Here is an 18,940-nt window from a genome sequence, read left to right as displayed (position 1 = left end):
GCAGCAAAAGTGGACAAAATATCTGACACACCCATGACTCTTGGTCAGATTGCAGCATATATTGGAGGGAAAGTTATTGGGAACCCTCATATTTCAGTAAAGGGACTTGTTTCTCCCGAAAAAAGCGGAGAAAAGACCTTGAGTGTGGTCTGGGAAGAAAAAGAGCTGGGGATGCTGTCTGCAGAAGCTTTTTTAGCAGCCCCTGAAAAATTTTTTACAGAATCCCGACAAGGTATTGTCACAGAAAAACCCAGGGAAGCCTTTGCAAGGTTGCTTTATCTTTTTAAGATTCCCCAATCCTTCCCTTATGGGATTCATCCCTCAGCGGTGGTTTCTGAAAATGCTCGCATTGCAGATACGGCATATGTCGGGCCTCTTTGTGTTATAGAGGAAAATGCTGTAATTCATGACGAGGCTATTTTGGAAGCTCAGGTTTATGTGGGTGCGCGATGTTCTGTCGGAAAGGGTACGCATATTGAGCCCATGGCAGTGCTTTATGAGAATGTGACCATTGGAGAGAGGGGATTGATCCACAGTGGCGCCATTATAGGGTGCGACGGCTTCGGCATTATTCCATCCTCCCATCCTGATGAGCGCCCGCAGAAAGTGCCTCAGATCGGGGGGGTCGTTATAGACGATGATGTGGAAATAGGGGCTTGTACCACAATTGACAGAGGGACTCTCGACGATACGTATATAGGAAAAGGAACCAAAGTAGACGACCACGTCCATATTGCCCATAACGCTCGCATCGGTGATAATTGCATTGTTGTAGCCATGACGGGCATTGCGGGAAGCGCAGAGATCGGCGAGGGGGTTATATTGGCGGCTCGAAGCGGTGTGCGCGACCACGTTAAGATAGGGAATCGAGCTCAGGTAGCTGCCAATGGCGGAGTCATTAAAGATGTTCCTCCTGGTGAAATAGTATCAGGATTTCCCGCTCGTCCCCATAAAGAGCAATTCAGGGCCCAGGCCCTCTATCTTCGTCTGCCGGAACTTTTTTCGCGAATTAAGGCTTTGGAAAAAAGATTGGCAGAATCCGGGGAAGATTCTAAATGAGCTTTTTGCGCACCATAAAGACCCCTGTTTTTTTTCAAGGGACGGGTCTTCATTCCGGGGAACCGTGCAGGGCAGAAATAATTCCCTTTTACCATAAAAGGGGAATAGTTTTTGAAATTGGAGGCCGCCGCTACCCCTTGAGGGATGCAGTCTTTGAAGGAAGCGGCCGAGGGACGGAAATAATTTTCCCTGATAACACAGTAGTCAGGACCGTAGAACACCTTATGGCAGCCCTTTATGTTTTGGGTATTGGCCAGGCTTTGATCAGGATAAGTGGGCCTGAAATGCCTATTCTTGACGGCGGCTCCCTGACATTTGCGCAGAAGCTCAGCGAGGTGGAACTGGTAGAAACAGAGCATCACGAAGATCCGCTCTGCCTCTTTGTGCCTGTTGTAGAAAGAGATGAGACTCAAAAAAAGATCATCTGTGCATTGCCCGGTGAGGGTCTTTCTATTACCTATGTGATCGAATATGAAAATCCGGTCATCGGCACTGAAATCTATGACTTCAGGGTGACTGCGGAAGGTTTTTTAAAAGAGATAGCTCCATGCCGCACCTTTGCTCTTGAAGAGGAAATGGATACTCTAAAAAAGCGAGGGCTCGCAAAGGGAGGAAGTCTCGACAATGCGGTTCTTGTGACTTCACAAAAGGCGCTAAACAAAAGAGGCCTTTATTTTTCTGATGAATTCGTCCGTCACAAGATTCTTGACCTTATCGGCGATATAGCGTTGTTGGGGCGGCCTTTACATGCCCATATAGTGGCTATTCGAACGGGGCATGACATGCACCTTCGCCTCCTTCGCCGATTAAAACAATTAGAAAGCCGGCAACAATGAAAGGAGATAATATAATGATCGATATTGATAAAATTATGAAAGCCCTTCCACACCGCTATCCATTTCTTCTGGTAGACCGCATCTTGGAAGTAGGGGAAAATCGAGTGGTTGGCCTCAAAAATGTTTCAATTAACGAACCTTTCTTTACCGGCCACTTTCCTGACGAACCGGTGATGCCCGGTGTTCTTATTCTTGAAGCCATGGGGCAAGTGGCGGCCATGATGATCGTTTGCCGACCAAACATGCAAAATATGGTGACATACCTGACAGGAGTGGACAAGGCCCGTTTTCGCCGCCCTGTAAGACCTGGAGATCAGCTCATTACCACAGCTGAAATGGTCAAGTCGCGGGGGCTTATGGGAAAAGTGAAAGCAAGATCGGGAGTCGACGGAGAGCTTGCCGCAGAAGCGGAGTACAGCTTCTTCATGGCAGAGAGGCTTTCCAAGAAAGAAGCTATGGAGGAAAGGATTTAGCCATGTCCGTAACCATTCATCCTACGGCAATAGTATCGCCAAAGGCGGTTCTTGAAGATAATATTGTTGTGGGGCCCTATTGTATTGTGGGAGACCTGGTACATATTGGCGAAAACACCACGCTGGAGGCCTTTGTTCGTATCCTCGATTTCACCCGAATCGGGGCAGGATGCCACATCTATGAAAATTCCATCCTTGGCCGGGAACCGCAGGATAAAAGTTTTGGCAATGAAGAAAGCTGGGTTCATATTGGGGATAGGGTGGTTATTCGAGAAAATGTGACAATACATCGCGCCTGTGGTGAGGGAGCGATTACAGTGGTGGGCGATGACTGCTTCATTATGGAAGGTGTCCATCTGGGCCACAACGTACAGATAGCAAAACGTGTTACCATTGCAAACAAAGCAGGTTTCGCCGGCTACGTTTCTGTGGGAGAGGGTACAGTCGTAGGCGGCCTGGCAGGTTTTCATCAATTTGTCCGGGTTGGCCGCTACTGTATGATAGGGGGTCTGTCGAAAGTTGTGAAAGATGTAGCGCCATTTTTGCTTGTTGACGGCCATCCGGCCCAGGTACACGGTATAAACAGCGTGGGTCTGAAAAGGGCTGGTTTTTCTTCCTCTGACAGGAAAGATATAAAAAATCTATATCGGCATCTTTACCATAGCGGTCTTCCAATCAGAACGGCGGCTCAAAGTCTTGCTGCCGGTGAAAACGCTCTTGCTGCCGAGATCGTTGCATTTGTGGCACAAGCACACCGGGGGCTGGCGCCATGGCCCCATGGTTCTAAAGGAGAGACAGATGATTAAACTCCTTGTTCTTGACGTAGATGGAACTTTGACTGATGGCGGAGTATATCTTGATGGGCGGGGCAACGAGTTTAAACGTTTTGATATACAGGATGGCATGGGCATTTCCCGTCTTCGCCAAGGGGGCGTAGAAGTAGCCATTATAAGCGGCCGTTACTCACCTGCCACAGAAGGGCGGGCAAAAGAGCTTGGCATAGCCCTCCTTCAGAATGGCGTAAAAAATAAATATGAAGCATTGAAAAAACTGGCCTCTGATCTCGCTCTCCCATCCTCTCAGATTGCTTATGCCGGCGATGATGTGAACGATGTTGAATGTCTTCAGTGGGTCGGTCTTGGTTTTGCGGTGGCCAATGCCGTATCAGAGGCCAAAAAGGCGGCAGACAGGGTTACCACCAAAGAGGGCGGCCGGGGCGCTATTCGCGAAGCTGCCGAATACATACTCGCATACAATAAAGAATGGGTAACAGGACGTGGGGATAGTGGGAAATAGAGGAATTCTCGATCGTTTTATATGGAAAGAAATGGCTGGATCCTTTGTTTTTGGCGTCATGGCCTTTACCATGGTGTTTGTAGCGGGCGACCTGCTTTTCCAAATTGCCAGCATGATTATAGAAAAAGGGATATCCATTGGCGTTGTCTTGCGGCTTTTTATCTACAGTTTGCCGGAAGTGATCATTCTGACACTGCCCATGGCGTGTCTGCTCTCGGCACTCCTTACCTTTGGCAAACTTTCTACAAACAGTGAAATAGTGGCGCTGAAAGCCTCCGGAATTTCCTTTCAGCGAATTTTGAAACCTGTCATTGTGGGATCTCTCCTGGTAGGGCTTTCTGCTCTTATCCTTAATGAAACAGTGGTGCCTTTTTCAAATCGTGCCGCGGAAAATCTCATGAGATTCGAAGTGATGCGAGAGAAGCCCTCCGTTCTCAAAGAACAAGTTTTTTTACGGGACGAAAGCAATGGGCAGCTCAACAGGGTTATTTACATAGAAAAGCTTCAGCCTCGAAAAGGAACTATGACCAATGTGCTCGTTCAGGAGTTCGAAAAGGGAAAGCTCAAACGGATAACCGTGGGCAAGACCGGCCTCTGGAAAGATGGAAAATGGTGGATTGATGATGGTGAAGTATTTCAGGTAACGAATGGTGGAAAAGTAGAACTCCTTTTTCGTTTCGAGCGTCAGCAATTCGATCTAAACCTCTCGCCTCAGCAGGTTGAGCAGGCTTCCCGCAAACCGAGTGAAATGAGCGCCCTGGAACTTATGGCCCAGATACGCCTTCTTCAGGCCCAGGGTGGGAACCTTGCGCCGTTGTGGGTTCTCTTCCACCTTCGATTCGCTGTTCCATGGGCGAGCGTTGTTCTCGCCATATTAGGAGCCAGCCTTGGCGTAAGATCCCATAGAACCGGGTCCGGCGTGGGGTTTGGCCTCAGCGTCATGATTGTTTTCGTCTACTATGTAGTGATGTCCCTTTGCAAAGCCTTTGGGGAAACAGAACATATGCCCCCGCTCTTGGCTGCTTGGGTGCCTAACGTCCTCTTTTTGCTTGTAGGAGGATACTTCGCACGAAAGGCGAATGATTAATATGAAAAGAACACTTGCTATTATTGCCGGGGAGGGCTGCCTCCCTGAAATAATTTGTGCCAGGCTTTTCAAAGAGGGAATGCCCCCTTATGTTTTTTCAATGGGAGCGGATATAGAGCGCCTCGCTCCTTTTGCAAGGCAAATTTGGACAGTGGCAACACCTGATCTTGAATGGATTTTGGGTCAGATGCTTTCCCATAAAGTAGAGACCATGATACTGGCAGGTCAGGTTCCCAAAAGTCTCATGTACCAGCGAGAAAACCTCGACGTATTGCTGAAACAGTCTCTTGATGCAGAAAACAACGATGACCACGCTCTTCTCAGTCGTATCGTCCGTACTATAGAAAAAACTGGAATTAAAGTAGCAGGGTACAGACAGATCCTTTCTGATCTCCTCACTCCTGAAGGGCAAGTCTCAGCCCGAGGCCTTTCAGATCAGGAAGCAAAGGATGTAGCCTATGGCTGCTCAATCCTTTTTCATCTTCTGCCCCTTTCTTTTGGCCAGAGCATCGTCATACACAGCGGCGCGGTTGTGGCAGTGGAAGCTATGGAAGGAACAGATGCCATGCTTCAGCGGGCTGGAACATTGGTCCATGGAGGCTCTGTGATAAAAATGATGCGGGCAGACCAGGATGAACGCTTTGATATCCCTGTAGTGGGAACTCATACCCTCCACATGATGGAGAAAGCCGGACAAACCTGCCTGGCTCTCGAAGCCGGCCGTACCCTCATGCTTGAGAAAGAAGCTTTTCTTGAGCTTGCTGCCCGGCTGAACATCGCAGTGGTGGGAGTGCCCCCATGTCTATCTATATAAGTTGCGGCGAACCTTCAGGGGATCACTACGCAGGCTCTATCATCCGGTATCTTCGCAAACAAACTGACGAGCCCATCATGGGGATGCTTGGTCCCAGGGGAGTCGCAGAACAGGGGGAGGCTCTCTGGACAATCGACCAACTGAGTCTTATGGGCAGCACAGATATCCTGGCGGCTATCCCCAGGCTCCTTCGCCTTAAAAATACCATGGTGAAGTTTATTCTCAAAGAGCAGCCCAGGCGGGTCATTGTTATAGACAGCCCGGATTTTCATCTTCCACTTATCCGGTCGCTGCGAAAGAAGGGGTTTGAGAATCCTATTTTCTACGTGGCCCCGCCCACTGTCTGGGCGTGGAGAAAAAAACGAGTCAGGACACTGCGGCGGTATTGCACTCTTCTGCTGCCCCTGCTGCGCTTTGAACACCTCTATTTAACAGAACATGACGTTCCATCCCTTTGGATCGGCCATCCCTTCCTTGATGAGACCAGTTCCTCTGGTGTCACAGAACCGTCAGGCCGAATCATTGCCCTTCTGCCAGGAAGCCGCACTGGGGAAGTGAAAAGGCTGCTGCCCATACTTGTGGAAAGTGCCCGACAATTTCAAAGTATGGGATATGAACCTGTCTTTTCAATTGCCCCAGGCCTTTCTTCTTCTATCCGTGAAAAGATGAAAAGAGACTTGCGAAAGTGGACTCTTTTTGAAGGAAGGGGAAAGGAACTTATGGAACGGAGCCGGATGGTAGTGGGGGCGAGTGGAACAGCCTCCCTTGAGGCCATGATGGCAAACCGTTTCATGATCGTCGTGTATAAAGGGTCATGGCTATCGTGGCGCATCTATAAGAATTTTGTTAAGACTCCCTGGGTTTCGCTTCCTAATATTATGGCCCACGAAACAGTTTATCCCGAGCTTCTGCAAAAAGAGGCCTCTTCTTCCCGTGTTATGGAAGAGGCGATCCTTTATCTTGATGATCCCGAGGTGGAAAAGCAGAAACACGAAGCTCTTATGAGAGGCAGAAAGGATTTGGGAGTGCCTGGAGCTACGGAACTTTGGACTCAGGCTATTCTCAAGGGGGGGCTGCCATGAATTCCGTGACTCTTCTTGTCAATGGCCCGGGCGAACTTTGGGGATGGTGCCGCCCCCTTACGAGAGAACTTAAACGCCGTAATAAAAATGTTACAATCTGGATTCTTCCATGCCAATTTGCCAGTGGGCGGGAAGGTCATGCGGCCATGGCACTGGGAGCGGATGAAGTGAAGGGGCCTTACTCTTCGGCAAATACTTTGCGGGCTATGAACCATCATGAAACTGATGGTATTATTCAACTGGGCGGCGATCTCTTTTTTGGGCGCCATATGGGCCAAAAAGGAAAAGTCCCTCTTTTCTGCTACACTTATGGCCGTAAAAAAGGATTGGAACACTGTAGTGGTGTCTTTACCGCCTTTGAATCCATGGCCCGGTCCATATCTCCTAATGCGGCAGTAGTTGGCGATCTTGTTAAAGAAGGGATCCTTATGGATGACGGCCCTTCTCCCTGGCTGGATAGGCAAGGTCTTAAACTGGTTTTATTCCCGGGAAGCCGCCCTGCCATACGCGCCAAGGCTCTGCCCTATCTTATGGAAGTGGTCTCTTTGCTGCGGGAACAGACAGGGCCGCTTCAGGTTGCAACTCTCCTCTCTCCCTTTTCGAAGGCTGAAGAGCGGGAAACCTGGCGTTCCGCGGGTTTAAACCCGGCGATGGCTGGAACAGGTGTGGTTCTTAAAAATGCGGACATGGCCTTAACCCAGCCTGGAACAAACACCCTTGAGCTTATGCATATGGGAATACCCGCACTCGTTGCCGTTCCCTTCGCTTTTTTGAGGGAAATCCCCATAAGCGGCTTAAAGGGGCTCATTGCATCCTTGCCGATTTTTGGTCCGGCTGTTAAAGAGAAAGTGCTGCGGTGGAAAGCGAATCATAGAACCTCCTACCTGGCGTGGCCTAATCGGCTTTCTCAAAGCCAGATAATGAAGGAAGTAGTTGGAGAACTGAGCTCGAAAGATGTAGTTAGGGAAATAAGCGCCCTCTGGTTCGACCACGAAGAACGGAGAGCCCAGAAAATAAAATTATGCCAGCTATCCGGGCGGTCTATAGAAACACCTTCGAAAAAGTTATGTGACATGATCGAAAGGCTGTGTATCAATGAATAAGAAGCATATTTACGTACGTCTTTTAGAATATACCCGGCCATATTTCCCGAGGCTCTTTGCCGCCCTTGGGTGTATGGTTCTGGCCTCTGTCTTTACTGTCATTCCCCCGTGGCTTTTAAAAAACGTGGTGGACGATGTTCTCATCGCTAAAAAGATGGATGTTCTCAATGTGCTTACCATTGGTCTGGTGCTCCTTTTTACGGGCAAAGGTATCGCTTCCTACGGCCACCAGTATCTTATGAACTGGGTGGGGCAGCATGTGGTCATGGACCTTCGTGTGGGCCTCTACGATCATATGCAGAATCTATCCCTGCGATATATATACGGCAAGCGGGTAGGCGAGCTGATGTCGCGCATCACCAACGATGTCAATGTACTGCAGAACATGGTTACTACTGTCATAGTGGATCTTGTGGTACAGGGCATCACCTTTTTGGGCATGCTTGGGTTCCTCATATATATCAACTGGCGTCTTACCCTTATCACCTTTGCCATTCTGCCCCTGACCTTTTTCATTCTTGACCATGCCTCCAAAAAACTTCGCTTTGTCGGGCATGCGATCCAGGAAGAGCTGGCCAGGCTGTCTGCCATCATTCAGGAAGCCCTGTCGGCCATACGCATCGTGCGTTCCTTTGTGACGGAAGCCATGGAATCTCAACGCTTTAAGGACCAGAACAGAGCGAACTTCAAGGCCCTCATGCATGGAGTGCAGGTACAGGCTGCCCTCTCAGGTGTTATCGAAGTGGTGCTCATTGCGGCCCTTGCCTTAATTCTCTGGATAGGGGGGAGAGATGTTATAAATGAAAAACTCACTCCTGGTGAACTCATCGCCTTCTTGGGATATCTTGGTTTTCTGGTTCACCCTATCCGGGTCTTTACCCGCGTGGTCAGCAGCATGCAGCTGTGCCTGGCTTCGGCGGAACGCATCTTTTCAATTTTTGATACCCCTTGTGAAATACGTTCGCCAGAACATCCCGTTCCCCTGGGAGTCATACAGGGTGCGATCAAAATGGAAGATGTCTGGTTTGCCTATAAAGACGAACAGTGGGTGTTAAAAGGGGTCGCTCTCGAGGTCTGTCCTGGAGAAAGGGTTGCCGTTGTCGGCGAAACAGGCGGCGGGAAATCTACTCTCATGGACCTTATTCCCCGCTTTTATGACCCTTCCCGTGGGAAAGTAAGCGTTGATGGTTGCGATGTGAGAACCCTTGATCTCACAGAACTGCGGAAACAGATTGGCATTGTACCCCAAGACCCGGTTCTCATGAAGGGAAGTCTGGCCTTTAACATCAGCTACGGTTTTCCCCAGGCTACAGAAGAGGATATAGTGAAGGCGGCTCAGATTGCCGGTATCCATACCTTTATAACCAGCCTTCCCGAAGGATATGACACTGAAGTGGGAGAACGGGGAGTTACCCTCAGCGGCGGCCAGAGACAGCGCGTGGCCATAGCTCGTGCCATTATACGGAATCCCCGCATCCTTATTCTTGACGAGGCTACATCATCTCTTGACGTGGCCGTTGAAAGCCAGATACAGGAAGCTATGGAAAAAGCCATGGAAGGCCGAACCTCCTTTGTCATCGCCCACCGCCTGTCCACTGTGCGGAGTGCGGACCGCATTCTTGTCCTCAGTAAGGGGCACATTGTGGAAAGCGGCACCCACGACGAGCTCCTTGAAAAGGGTGGAATCTACCGCCACCTGTACGAGTTGCAATTTGGGGGAGAGAAGAACAATGAAACTCGTCCGTAGTTATCTTGAATGGGCCAGGGGAGAGCGGCAGTTCAGCCCCTGGGCCTTGCTCGTCCCCTTGGCCTGTGTTTCTCAAAGTTTTGCCCGGTCGCGTAATTTTGCCTTCGACCATGGTCTTGTGGCAAGCTATGAACCGCCTATTCCCGTTATCAGTGTAGGAAATATTACCCTTGGCGGAACAAACAAGACGCCTTTCGTAGAAATGCTTTCCCGCCATTTCTACAATATGGGGGTTCGTGTGGGCATTGTAAGCCGGGGTTATGGAGGGCGGACAAGCGAGCCTGTTGTAATAAAGGGTACTTCTTCTGAAAGAGAGATCGTTGGAGACGAGCCCCTCCTTCTGGCCTCCCGTCTTCCCCATGTGCCAGTGGCAGTTTCGAGAGATCGTTTAAAAGACGTGGAAGCCTTGCAGAAACACAATGTGGAACTCATTGTCGCCGATGACGCCTTTCAGCATCGCCGTTTAGGGCGGGATGTGGATATAGTGCTCGTGGACGCCTGCTGCCCCTTCGGAAACGGACGCCTTGTACCGGCGGGCATTTTGAGGGAACCTCCAAAAGCTATTCAAAGGGCCCATATAGTGGTCATAACAAAGGCCGATCAGGTTTCAGAAGATGAGCTGCGAAGCCTCCGCCAGAAGCTTTTGCAATATATTCCGGCAGACCGTCTGTTCACATCGAGGCTGGAACTGCGATGCTGGTCTTTATGGGACGGTTCCTGGCAGGATATGGAAGATTTTACTGTGAAGTCCCTGCCTGTGGTGGCCTTCTCCGCCATTGGAAGCCCGGAAAGTTTTAGGCGGACACTGGACCAGGCAGGTTTGCGCGTGCTCAGGGAACAGCGCTTCAAAGACCACCACCGTTTCGACCTGAGAGATATGGAACGGCTTGCCGCCCTCAAGGAGGAGCTGGGGGCCCGATATCTGGTCTGCACTGAAAAAGACGTCTACAATCTTCCCAAGGAGCCCCTTATCTCTCCTCTTCTTGTGCCTATAATCTCAACAGTCATAGACGAAGAAGACCGTTTCTGGAGTATTGTTGCAGAAAAACTTCGACCTCGGCTGGTAGTGGCCTCCAACGGATATGGAGAAGATGCCATGGGAGCTCTTTTGGCTCAAAAAGTGAAAAAGCGGTTCCCGTGCGCTTACGTTACGTCCTTCCCTATTGTGGGAAAGGGAGAGCAGTACGAGAATGCCGGCATCTCTGTGGACTCTGTACCTTCTGAATCCCCCTCAGGAGGGGTAATCAAATATCACATTTCAGATTTGCTAAAAGATCTGAAATCGGGGCTTGTCCGTCATATATTTTCCCAGCTCAAAGCCTGGAAAAAACTGCGCGGCGAGGTGCGCACCCCTCTCTGTGTTGGAGATGTCTATCTTTTACTTCACACCCTCTGGGGGCAGGGACAACTTCCAGTTCTCGTAGCCACGGCCAAAACCGTCTATCTGAGCGGCCATTGGCGACTTGAGCGGTTTCTTTTAAAACATCGTTGCCGCCGGGTTTGGACACGGGATTCCGAGACCGCTAAAGAGCTTGTACGTTCCCACGCCGACGCGGTGTTTGCGGGGAATCCAATAATGGACCTCACATGTGATAATAATAGTGGATATTTTCAATGGCCCAAAGAAAAGGGAGCCAGGGTGCTTTTGTTGCCGGGCAGCAGACAACGTGCCTATGATGATATGAAAATGCTGCTCGACGCTGTGGAGATCCTTAATAAAAAGACGTCGTGCGTATTTGTGGCAGTTATTGCCCCCTCACTGGACATAGAGCAATTGGTGGCAGCGGCCCCTGGGTGGCGGCTGGCTGACGATGGACGAGGCATTGTAAAGAACGGATTACGGGTATTGTTCTATTTAGGTCCTCTTGTATCAGTCGCAACCGACGCCCATATCCTTATAGGTCTTGGAGGAACGGCTAATCAGGTCTGTGCAGGCCTTGGAGTTCCCGTTGTTTCCATAAGGGAGAAAGGGAAGCTAGTGCAAAAAAAACTTCTTGGAGACTCTGAAATCCTTGTTTCCCCCGATCCACAGGTTCTTGCTGATACGGCTTTCGTCATTCTGTCCGATTCAGAACTTCGTCAATCTATGGGAGAAGAAGGCAAAAAGCGCCTTGGCGGTCCAGGAGCATTAGACAATGTAGTAGAGTATGTGGCACGAGAATACGGTTGGGATCTCCGATGTCGCGTCTATCAGAAAATATCCCGCATTATAAATCAGGGAGATGACATTCATGGTTCATACAGTACCAATTCATAATTTTTTTGTAGGTGGAGAAGCCCTTACAGTCATTGCTGGTCCCTGCTCTCTCGAAAGCCTGGATTTGGGTCTGGAAATAGGGCAGACAGCAAAGGAAATATGTGATCGTCTAGGCATGAACTATATTTTTAAAGCTTCTTATGACAAGGCAAACAGAACTTCCATTCACAGCTATCGCGGTCCAGGCCTTGAAAAAGGCCTTGCCCAGCTGGCAGAGATAAAAGAAAAGCTTTCAGTGCCGGTACTGACCGATATCCATGAGTCATGGCAGGCAGAGCCTGTGGCAGAGGTGGCTGATATCTTGCAGATTCCCGCTTTCCTCTGTCGCCAGACAGACCTTCTCGTAGCTGCCGCCCAGACCCGGCGCGCCCTTCATATAAAGAAAGCCCAGTTCCTGGCCCCCCAAGATATGAAGCAGGTTGTGGAGAAATGCAGAGAAGCGGGAAACGAAAAGATCTTGTTGTGCGAAAGGGGCACCACTATGGGCTATAACCAGCTGGTTGTGGATATGCGTTCTCTTGTTTTGATGCGGAGTCTTGGATGTCCTGTTGTCTTTGATGCCACCCATAGCGTACAGATGCCTGGCGGAAAGGGAACGTCCAGCGGCGGAGACCGGCGTTTTGCCCTTCCCCTGGCAAGGGCTGCTGCCGCTATCGGCATTGACGGCCTCTTTATTGAAACCCACCCTGATCCGGACAAGGCGAAAAGTGACGGACCCAATATGGTCCCCCTTAAAAAACTTGAGTATTTTCTCTTTCAGATAAAAGAAATATGGAATTTTGTAGAAAACACCATCGAAAAGGTAAATCTTGATTGGGCGGAGGAGGCGTAGAAAATGGTCTGTCTTCCCAGAGATCGGGCAGGGATCGATCTCGATGACGAACGGCTGCTTTCCATAGGCCGAGATGTATTAAAACAGGAAGCGAGCGAATTGTTGCGAGTGGCCGACGAAATGGGCCAGGAAATTGTTAAGGCGGCAAGGGTTATTCATTGCAGCAAAGGCCGTCTTGTTGTGATAGGCATGGGCAAATCGGGGCTTATCGGCAGAAAAATAGCGGCAACCCTTGCATCCCTGGGGACGCCGTCTTTCTTTCTTCATGCTGCCGAAGCGTCCCATGGCGACCTCGGCATGGTTTGCAGAGAAGACGTTGGCCTTTTTATCAGCAATAGCGGAAAAACAAAAGAAGTGGTGGCCCTCCTTCCTTTCTTTAGGCGGTTAGGAGCGCCTGTTATATCCATCACTGGCGGAATATCTTCTCCCCTTGCTAAAAACTCTGACATAGTCTTGAACTCAAGTGTCAGCAGGGAAGCGGATCCATTGAATCTGGCCCCGACGAGCAGCACCACTGTACAGCTTGCAATTGGCGATGCCCTTGCAGGCATGGTAACGGAACTCCGGGGGCTTGAAGAAGATGATTTTGCCCTCTTTCACCCAGGGGGTGCCCTTGGCCGAAGGCTTTTGACTAAGGTCGAAGATGTTATGGGATCTGGAGATAAGCTGCCGGTGGTCATCGAGCATGTCAAGGTAAGCGACGCCCTTTTCGAGATGACGAGCAAGGGATACGGGGCAACGCTCATTGTTGACGAAGAGGGAAAACTTGCCGGAATATTTACAGATGGCGATTTGCGTCGCCTTATTGAGCGGTGCGGAGTGGAATGTCTTGAGTCTGATGTGTCCAGTGCCATGACAAAAAATCCTGTCACGCTGGAAGCTGGCCGTTTAGCTGCGGAAGCCGTCCATATAATGGAAGAAAGGGAAATTTCAGTGCTTATTGTTGCGAAGGCAGGCAAGCCCATTGGAATTATTCACCTTCACGAACTGCTTAAAGCGGGGGTGGCCTGATCTGAACTATTCTGCGTACAGGGCCCTCATATCAGCAGCCTATCTCATGGCGTACCCATGGCTGGCGCATAAATACAAAACGGGGCTGAATGAGCGGAAAGCTCTTTATACAGAAGAAAAAAAACAATTGTTTCGTAGAAAAAACCCACTTTGGGTTCATTCCGTTTCAGTAGGAGAGGTTCAATCGGCCTGGCCCCTTCTTCTTGCGGCCCACGAAGATGTTCCGGATCTTCCTGTAGTGTTGTCTACGACAACCGTTACAGGAAAAGATATGGCCCATCAGCTGGTATCAGAACTATTTGACGCCCATATCTATTACCCCTGGGATACTCCGTGGATCGTGGCTCGCGCTCTTGACGCCATACAGCCCAAAGCCTATGTGGTTATAGAAACTGAGATTTGGCCCAATTTGCTCAAAGAGCTGGTAAAACGGCAAATTCCGGCATTTCTTGTGAATGGCCGGTTTTCAGAAACGACATCGTTAAAGGGAAAAAACCACCCGGATTTCTGGCGGAATATTTTTTCATGCTTTACCCGCCTTATGGTTCGCTCAGATAAAGATGAGGAATATCTGCTTTCTTTAGGGCTGGAGCCAGAGAAAATCGCAGTGACGGGAGACTGCAAAGTTGACGCTCTCAGATTGAGGCAAAAAAGTGCGGACTTCAGCTGGGCTAATAAACTTATTGGCCGCCGAAAACCGGTTTTTTTAGCCGGCAGCACCCATACAGGAGAAGATGAAATTGTCCTTGAGGCCTATTCACAGGTCAAAAAGCAAATACCAGAGGCCCGGCTCATCATAGTTCCACGCCATCCCGAACGGGCCGAGGCCGTCACTGCTTCAGCTCAGAAAATTGCCAAGGCGGAGCGCCTCTCTGCTGTAAAAAATGGATGGGACATCCTTATAGTCGATAAAATAGGGGTTCTCTTCGACCTCTACGGTGTTGCTGACAGTGCCTTCGTGGGAGGAAGCCTGGTTCCTAAAGGGGGGCAGAACCTTATGGAGGCCGCAGTCTTCGGCATACCGGTCTGTCATGGTCCGAATATGGAAGATTTTCCCGAAGCGGCAGCAGGTCTGGCAGCACACCATGGGGCAGTAACTGTGCGAAATGCGGAAGAAATGGCTGAATGGTGGCAGAAAAGCCTCTCTCCCTCTATGAGGGAAAGAGTAAAACAGGGAGCGGCACAGTATTTTGAAGGAGTGGGGGGAGCGGCATCCTTATCCTGGAAAGAAATACGTGAGGTGATGGGTTGATGAAAATAAATGAAAAGCTTTTAAATTCCTTTTATCAGGAATTAGACGAAAGATCAAAAGCCAGTCTGGACGAAGCTGTAAAAATAATGACGGCAGTGAAGAAAAAGGGCGGCAAAATAATGGTAGCCACAGGCAGCGGCCCTAACATTCACGAAGGTGTCACCACCCTCATAGCAGAGCTTATGGATAAAGGGATCATTGACGGAGTAACCACCAGCTCGGCCGTTGTGGGGCACGAAATGGCAGGTGCTCTCGATAAGGTAAAAATGAGCAGCGGGACGGAGTTCGGATTTGATGAAAAGTATATGCCTCGGGGAAACGTATTCGAATTTACCCAGCTTACTCCCCAGGAAATGAACACCCTACGGCGCGAAATGGTTCTTGACGAAGAACTGCTTAAACGGGGCGAAGAAATAGATGGCCGCATTGTTTTGAAAGCGGCAGGCAACATGGCTTATCCTATGGGGTTGCGCAACGAAATGCTGGCTGCGGAAATATTGAGCATATGCAAGGTCTATGGCCTTCCCTTCGAAGTTGTTGCCGGATGGGGAGCCGACCGGCGCACCATGATCGGAATTGGCGCTGAAAAGGGGTTGCCTGTTCTCGTCAGCATTCCTCAGATGATAGGAAGCGGCCATGTGGGCATGGCTATTGGCGACAGTATTTCTGTTTTTGAACGGTCACAGAGAGTGGCCAGAATGCTTGATGAGGCCGATGTGATCATCGAATCGGCAGTGGCCCTTACCCAGGAAATCCACGATGGGCCTTTCGAATGCTACACTGGCCATGGCATCTGGTCGTGGTGGAAAGGCCTTCATACCTACAGCCTTAGGGACAAGAAACTCATTCGCATCGATCTTGATGAAAACCTTCGCAAAGCCCAGGATCTGCAGAAACAAAGCGCCATGATACAAGAGGCCATTAACAAGGGATTGCCCAAAACAAAGATCTCTAAAATCCCTTTCCGTATGGAAATGTCGGCCTTTGCCAGGCACGAGGGAAGCATCCCCATCATTGGCGATATTGGTCAGGTGTGGCCTGTCATGGCCTGGCGTGTGGCTCAGGAACTGAATGTTAAACTTGACTTTATGAGCTACTCCCAGGAAACTGAGGATGGCAAAGCCATGAGAGAGTGGATAGTCAGGGAGATTTCCTTCCTTGACCGTGATAAATTACTACAAAAAGCGAAGGAGCATCGTATAAAGCTATGAATATACTAGGCGTAATACCTGCTCGGTACGGATCAACCCGTCTTCCGGGAAAACCCCTTGCCGATATTTGCGGCAAACCTCTTATACAGCATGTTTATGAGAAGGCGTCCAGTTCTTCTCTTGGAGCCTTGATAGTAGCCACTGATGACGAACGGATCATCAAAGCCGTACAGGCCTTCAATGGCAATGCCGTTCTAACTTCAGAAAAACATCCCAACGGAACAAGCCGGGCGGCTGAGGTGGCAGAAAAGATGAATGTGGATTACGTCATCAACATTCAGGGCGATGAACCCCTCCTCGACCCACGCATGATCGATGAGGTGATCCATGCTCTCACAGAGAATGAGGACGTTGTCTCCGCGACCCTTTGCGCCCCCATTCTCGATAAGGCGAGTCTTTCAAACCCCAATGTGGTTAAAGTGGTGAAAGACCGTCGGGACTTCGCACTCTATTTCAGCCGTTCTCCCATCCCCTATATGAGGGTTGAAACAGCCCTTCCAGTGTACGAGCACATAGGGATATACGGCTATCGCAAAGATTTTCTTATGAAATATGTGGAGCTTGAGGCTACGCCTCTTTCTACGGCGGAATCTTTAGAACAGCTCAAGATCCTTGAGCATGGCTACTCTATGAAAGTGGTGGAAACGGCTGTGACCCATCGTGGTCCCAGTGTGGATACCCCCGAAGACCTCGATGCCGTTCGCCGTATCATTGGCTGCTCAAAGGAATAGATGAAAAATATGAAGGGCGGGCCAGGGCTGGTCGTCATCTTAAGCGACGGAATACGGGGCCATCTCTTTCAGAGTAGGGGCATTGCGGGCTGGCTGGCCCAGGAAACGGGGACGATTGTAGAAGAATTGGAGGTTCCCAAAGTATCTGGATTTCGAAAACTTTGCCTTCTTAAACTCAAGGGGCGGCATCTTCCGTCCATGGACAAAAAGAGCCTTGAAGATTGGCTGGCAAAGACTGGCGCCACGCAATTGATGGAGCAGTGTCAGACTCTTTTAACTCGACATAGTGCAGAACCCCATGAAGTGCTTTTTATCTCTGCTGGAAGCGGCACGGCTGCCTTTAACCTCGCTCTTTCCTCTTATTTGGCGGCGAAGAGCTGCGCCCTCATGACGCCATCATTTATTGGCTCAAACCCCTTCGATTTTGCCATTGTGCCTTTACATGACAGGCCGAAAGACATACAAAACGTACTGCCAACCCTTGGGGCGCCGAACTCTATTTTCCCTGAAAAGCTAAAGCAGGCCGCAGAAGAGCTAGCCACGCTGTATCCACAAGAATCACAGGATCGATGGGCCCTGCTCATTGGCGGAGACGATGGGAACTATCGTATTAGCGGACGATGGGTTGAAGAAAATGTGAAACCTATTGTCAGCGCTTCAGCGGCCAAGGGGGCGGATCTGTACATAACCACTTCCCGGCGCACTGCCCAAGACGCTGAAGACGCCCTTGTTCATATGGCGGCGAACCAGCCTCACGTTAAAATGCTGCTTCTCGCGTCCCAAAACCCCCTTAACCCCGTGCCTGGGATGATGGGGTTGTGCAACAGGGTGTTTTGCACAGAGGACTCCGTTTCCATGGTATCTGAAGCTATTACGGCGGGACATCGTGTTATATTGATGGGGGTTGAGCATCGCAAGGGCATTAAGGGAATTCTTCAACAGGTGGCGAGCCCCTTTTATTTATGGGGAATTCCTCGCTTTAACACTCTTTTCGATGCCTTTAAAAAAAAGGGATGTCTTGTTGAGTATTCCCCACAGTTTCTGGAAAGCGGCGAAGGCCTTAAGGGGATTAAAGATTTTAATGAAGCCAGACGGGCGGCTTTATGGATTATAGAGAGGTGGAAAGAATGAAAATCATTCAGCTCCTTCCAGAATTTATAGAGGGGGGAGTGGAGCGCCATGTTCTTGGCCTTTCAAACGAATTGTCAAAAATGGGGCACACCGTTCTAGTTGTTTCCGGCGGTGGAAAACTTCAGGAGAAACTTGAAAATGTGGAACACTGGGCACTTCCCGTGTATCAGAAAAATCCTCTAACAGTCATATACGCAGCGATTAAAATAGCAATGCGGATCAAGAGGGAAGGCTGGGAGCTCATTCACGCCCATTCCAGAGTTCCCGCGTGGATCGCGTGGTGGGCCAGCCGCCTTTCCGGAATTCCATTCATTATTACCGCCCATTCCACTTATTCAAAAAATATGGGTATCGCCCCTTTTAAAAAAGCTTTGGGAGCTATTTCGATCAGCAACTGGGTTCAAGACTATCTGGATCATTACTTGCCTCAAAAAAGAGTCGTTATTTTTAACGGGATGCCGCCCCTTCAAAACCAATGGAAGGGGAGTCTTCAATCGACCCCGTTCTTATTTTTGTTTATCGGCCGTCTGACAAAGATAAAGGGACTTCATATAATAATGGAGGCCTTAAAAGATTGCTCATTCCACGATTGGCGCCTGAACGTCGTGGGAGACGGCCCTCAGAGAGAAGAGCTTGAGACTTTTTGTCACGAAAACCATCTTTCAGAGCGTGTGTCTTTTTATGGTTTTCAAAACAACCCGGATAAATGGATGGCGCAATGTTCGTGCCTGCTTTTTCCGTCACTGTCTGAAGGTATGGGGCTAACGTTAATGAGGGGCATTCAAATGGGAGTGCCTGTTCTTGCTTCAGACCTCCCTCCCGTGAGGGAACTATGTAAAAATCCTGAAGAGCTGATTCCCCCTGGTAAGGTGGAACTATGGAAAAACGGCCTCCTTGAGATACTTAAATCGCGAGAGACAAGGCAACATTTTTTTCAAGAAAAAATATCAGGTGAAAAAGAAATGGCTGAGCGTGTAGCAAGCTTTTATCGTAAGATTATTTTTTAAGTCTGCGCGGG

Annotated in this window: 18 protein-coding genes; all 18 read left to right on the top strand. The window is 49.6% G+C overall.

The window, feature by feature from the left end; translation table 11 throughout:
- The first annotated feature begins 9 nt into the window (after positions 1–9).
- From lpxD to AMICO_RS07585, 18 genes are read left to right on the top strand one after another with little or no spacing between them, the layout of a single operon-like run.
- The gene (gene lpxD, locus AMICO_RS07670) at positions 10–1,059 is read left to right on the top strand and encodes a UDP-3-O-(3-hydroxymyristoyl)glucosamine N-acyltransferase (RefSeq protein ID WP_013048885.1); all 1,050 of its coding nucleotides are present in this window, start codon (positions 10–12) and stop codon (positions 1,057–1,059) included.
- Complete coding sequence (gene lpxC / locus AMICO_RS07665; protein ID WP_013048884.1) at positions 1,056–1,895, top strand: UDP-3-O-acyl-N-acetylglucosamine deacetylase; 840 nt, start codon at positions 1,056–1,058, stop codon at positions 1,893–1,895. The genes lpxD and lpxC overlap by 4 nt, the downstream gene beginning before the upstream one ends.
- Before the next feature lie 14 nt (positions 1,896–1,909).
- The gene (gene fabZ / locus AMICO_RS07660) at positions 1,910–2,368 is read left to right on the top strand and encodes a 3-hydroxyacyl-ACP dehydratase FabZ (RefSeq protein WP_013048883.1); all 459 of its coding nucleotides are present in this window, start codon (positions 1,910–1,912) and stop codon (positions 2,366–2,368) included.
- Positions 2,369–2,370: 2 nt separating this feature from the next.
- Positions 2,371–3,174, top strand: coding sequence for an acyl-ACP--UDP-N-acetylglucosamine O-acyltransferase (lpxA, locus tag AMICO_RS07655; RefSeq protein ID WP_013048882.1), 804 nt, complete (start codon positions 2,371–2,373; stop codon positions 3,172–3,174).
- On the top strand, positions 3,167–3,664 hold the full coding sequence (locus tag AMICO_RS07650) for a KdsC family phosphatase (RefSeq protein ID WP_041459377.1): 498 nt from the start codon (positions 3,167–3,169) through the stop codon (positions 3,662–3,664). Before lpxA ends, AMICO_RS07650 begins: the two co-directional genes overlap by 8 nt.
- Positions 3,654–4,751, top strand: coding sequence for an LptF/LptG family permease (locus AMICO_RS07645; RefSeq protein ID WP_013048880.1), 1,098 nt, complete (start codon positions 3,654–3,656; stop codon positions 4,749–4,751). The genes AMICO_RS07650 and AMICO_RS07645 overlap by 11 nt, the downstream gene beginning before the upstream one ends.
- Entirely contained in the window at positions 4,744–5,565 is an 822-nt protein-coding gene (locus tag AMICO_RS07640) for an LpxI family protein (RefSeq protein WP_052292815.1), read from the top strand. The genes AMICO_RS07645 and AMICO_RS07640 overlap by 8 nt, the downstream gene beginning before the upstream one ends.
- Positions 5,550–6,647 (top strand): lipid-A-disaccharide synthase, encoded by a 1,098-nt coding sequence (gene lpxB / locus AMICO_RS07635; protein ID WP_013048878.1) that lies wholly within the window; start codon positions 5,550–5,552, stop codon positions 6,645–6,647. Before AMICO_RS07640 ends, lpxB begins: the two co-directional genes overlap by 16 nt.
- The gene (locus AMICO_RS07630; RefSeq protein ID WP_013048877.1) at positions 6,644–7,750 is read left to right on the top strand and encodes a glycosyltransferase family protein; all 1,107 of its coding nucleotides are present in this window, start codon (positions 6,644–6,646) and stop codon (positions 7,748–7,750) included. The genes lpxB and AMICO_RS07630 overlap by 4 nt, the downstream gene beginning before the upstream one ends.
- A complete protein-coding gene (locus AMICO_RS07625; protein WP_013048876.1) occupies positions 7,743–9,497 on the top strand; it encodes an ABC transporter ATP-binding protein in 1,755 nt (584 codons plus the stop codon). Before AMICO_RS07630 ends, AMICO_RS07625 begins: the two co-directional genes overlap by 8 nt.
- Positions 9,481–11,754, top strand: a complete 2,274-nt coding sequence (lpxK, locus tag AMICO_RS07620) for a tetraacyldisaccharide 4'-kinase (protein ID WP_013048875.1) — start codon at positions 9,481–9,483, stop codon at positions 11,752–11,754. Before AMICO_RS07625 ends, lpxK begins: the two co-directional genes overlap by 17 nt.
- Complete coding sequence (gene kdsA / locus AMICO_RS07615; protein WP_013048874.1) at positions 11,729–12,586, top strand: 3-deoxy-8-phosphooctulonate synthase; 858 nt, start codon at positions 11,729–11,731, stop codon at positions 12,584–12,586. Before lpxK ends, kdsA begins: the two co-directional genes overlap by 26 nt.
- Before the next feature lie 3 nt (positions 12,587–12,589).
- Positions 12,590–13,597: a KpsF/GutQ family sugar-phosphate isomerase gene (locus AMICO_RS07610; protein WP_013048873.1), complete on the top strand. Its 1,008-nt coding sequence runs from the start codon at positions 12,590–12,592 to the stop codon at positions 13,595–13,597.
- Between the two features lie 46 nt (positions 13,598–13,643).
- On the top strand, positions 13,644–14,849 hold the full coding sequence (locus AMICO_RS07605; protein WP_013048872.1) for a 3-deoxy-D-manno-octulosonic acid transferase: 1,206 nt from the start codon (positions 13,644–13,646) through the stop codon (positions 14,847–14,849).
- On the top strand, positions 14,849–16,060 hold the full coding sequence (locus tag AMICO_RS07600) for a deoxyhypusine synthase family protein (protein ID WP_013048871.1): 1,212 nt from the start codon (positions 14,849–14,851) through the stop codon (positions 16,058–16,060). Before AMICO_RS07605 ends, AMICO_RS07600 begins: the two co-directional genes overlap by 1 nt.
- Positions 16,057–16,791 carry a 3-deoxy-manno-octulosonate cytidylyltransferase gene (gene kdsB / locus AMICO_RS07595; protein ID WP_013048870.1) on the top strand — a complete coding sequence of 245 codons (735 nt, stop codon included), beginning with the start codon at positions 16,057–16,059 and terminating at the stop codon, positions 16,789–16,791. The genes AMICO_RS07600 and kdsB overlap by 4 nt, the downstream gene beginning before the upstream one ends.
- Complete coding sequence (locus tag AMICO_RS07590) at positions 16,792–17,922, top strand: mitochondrial fission ELM1 family protein (RefSeq protein WP_083775799.1); 1,131 nt, start codon at positions 16,792–16,794, stop codon at positions 17,920–17,922.
- Complete coding sequence (locus AMICO_RS07585; RefSeq protein ID WP_013048868.1) at positions 17,919–18,929, top strand: glycosyltransferase family 4 protein; 1,011 nt, start codon at positions 17,919–17,921, stop codon at positions 18,927–18,929. The genes AMICO_RS07590 and AMICO_RS07585 overlap by 4 nt, the downstream gene beginning before the upstream one ends.
- The last annotated feature ends 11 nt before the right edge of the window (positions 18,930–18,940 follow it).

The sequence above is a fragment of the Aminobacterium colombiense DSM 12261 genome (assembly GCF_000025885.1).
Lineage (GTDB): Bacteria > Synergistota > Synergistia > Synergistales > Aminobacteriaceae > Aminobacterium > Aminobacterium colombiense.
This window is presented reverse-complemented; position numbering and strand designations above follow the sequence as displayed.

What these genes read in the sequence shown, in the direction of transcription:
- lpxC (WP_013048884.1), top strand. Translation starts at nt 1,056, where the DNA reads ATGAGCTTTTTGCGCACCATAAAGACCCCTGTTTTTTTTCAAGGGACG.
- fabZ (WP_013048883.1), top strand. Translation starts at nt 1,910, where the DNA reads ATGATCGATATTGATAAAATTATGAAAGCCCTTCCACACCGCTATCCA.
- lpxA (WP_013048882.1), top strand. Translation starts at nt 2,371, where the DNA reads ATGTCCGTAACCATTCATCCTACGGCAATAGTATCGCCAAAGGCGGTT.
- AMICO_RS07650 (WP_041459377.1), top strand. Translation starts at nt 3,167, where the DNA reads ATGATTAAACTCCTTGTTCTTGACGTAGATGGAACTTTGACTGATGGC.
- AMICO_RS07640 (WP_052292815.1), top strand. Translation starts at nt 4,744, where the DNA reads ATGATTAATATGAAAAGAACACTTGCTATTATTGCCGGGGAGGGCTGC.
- lpxB (WP_013048878.1), top strand. Translation starts at nt 5,550, where the DNA reads ATGTCTATCTATATAAGTTGCGGCGAACCTTCAGGGGATCACTACGCA.
- AMICO_RS07630 (WP_013048877.1), top strand. Translation starts at nt 6,644, where the DNA reads ATGAATTCCGTGACTCTTCTTGTCAATGGCCCGGGCGAACTTTGGGGA.
- AMICO_RS07625 (WP_013048876.1), top strand. Translation starts at nt 7,743, where the DNA reads ATGAATAAGAAGCATATTTACGTACGTCTTTTAGAATATACCCGGCCA.
- lpxK (WP_013048875.1), top strand. Translation starts at nt 9,481, where the DNA reads ATGAAACTCGTCCGTAGTTATCTTGAATGGGCCAGGGGAGAGCGGCAG.
- kdsA (WP_013048874.1), top strand. Translation starts at nt 11,729, where the DNA reads ATGGTTCATACAGTACCAATTCATAATTTTTTTGTAGGTGGAGAAGCC.
- AMICO_RS07610 (WP_013048873.1), top strand. Translation starts at nt 12,590, where the DNA reads ATGGTCTGTCTTCCCAGAGATCGGGCAGGGATCGATCTCGATGACGAA.
- AMICO_RS07605 (WP_013048872.1), top strand. Translation starts at nt 13,644, where the DNA reads ATGGCGTACCCATGGCTGGCGCATAAATACAAAACGGGGCTGAATGAG.
- AMICO_RS07600 (WP_013048871.1), top strand. Translation starts at nt 14,849, where the DNA reads ATGAAAATAAATGAAAAGCTTTTAAATTCCTTTTATCAGGAATTAGAC.
- kdsB (WP_013048870.1), top strand. Translation starts at nt 16,057, where the DNA reads ATGAATATACTAGGCGTAATACCTGCTCGGTACGGATCAACCCGTCTT.
- AMICO_RS07590 (WP_083775799.1), top strand. Translation starts at nt 16,792, where the DNA reads ATGAAAAATATGAAGGGCGGGCCAGGGCTGGTCGTCATCTTAAGCGAC.
- AMICO_RS07585 (WP_013048868.1), top strand. Translation starts at nt 17,919, where the DNA reads ATGAAAATCATTCAGCTCCTTCCAGAATTTATAGAGGGGGGAGTGGAG.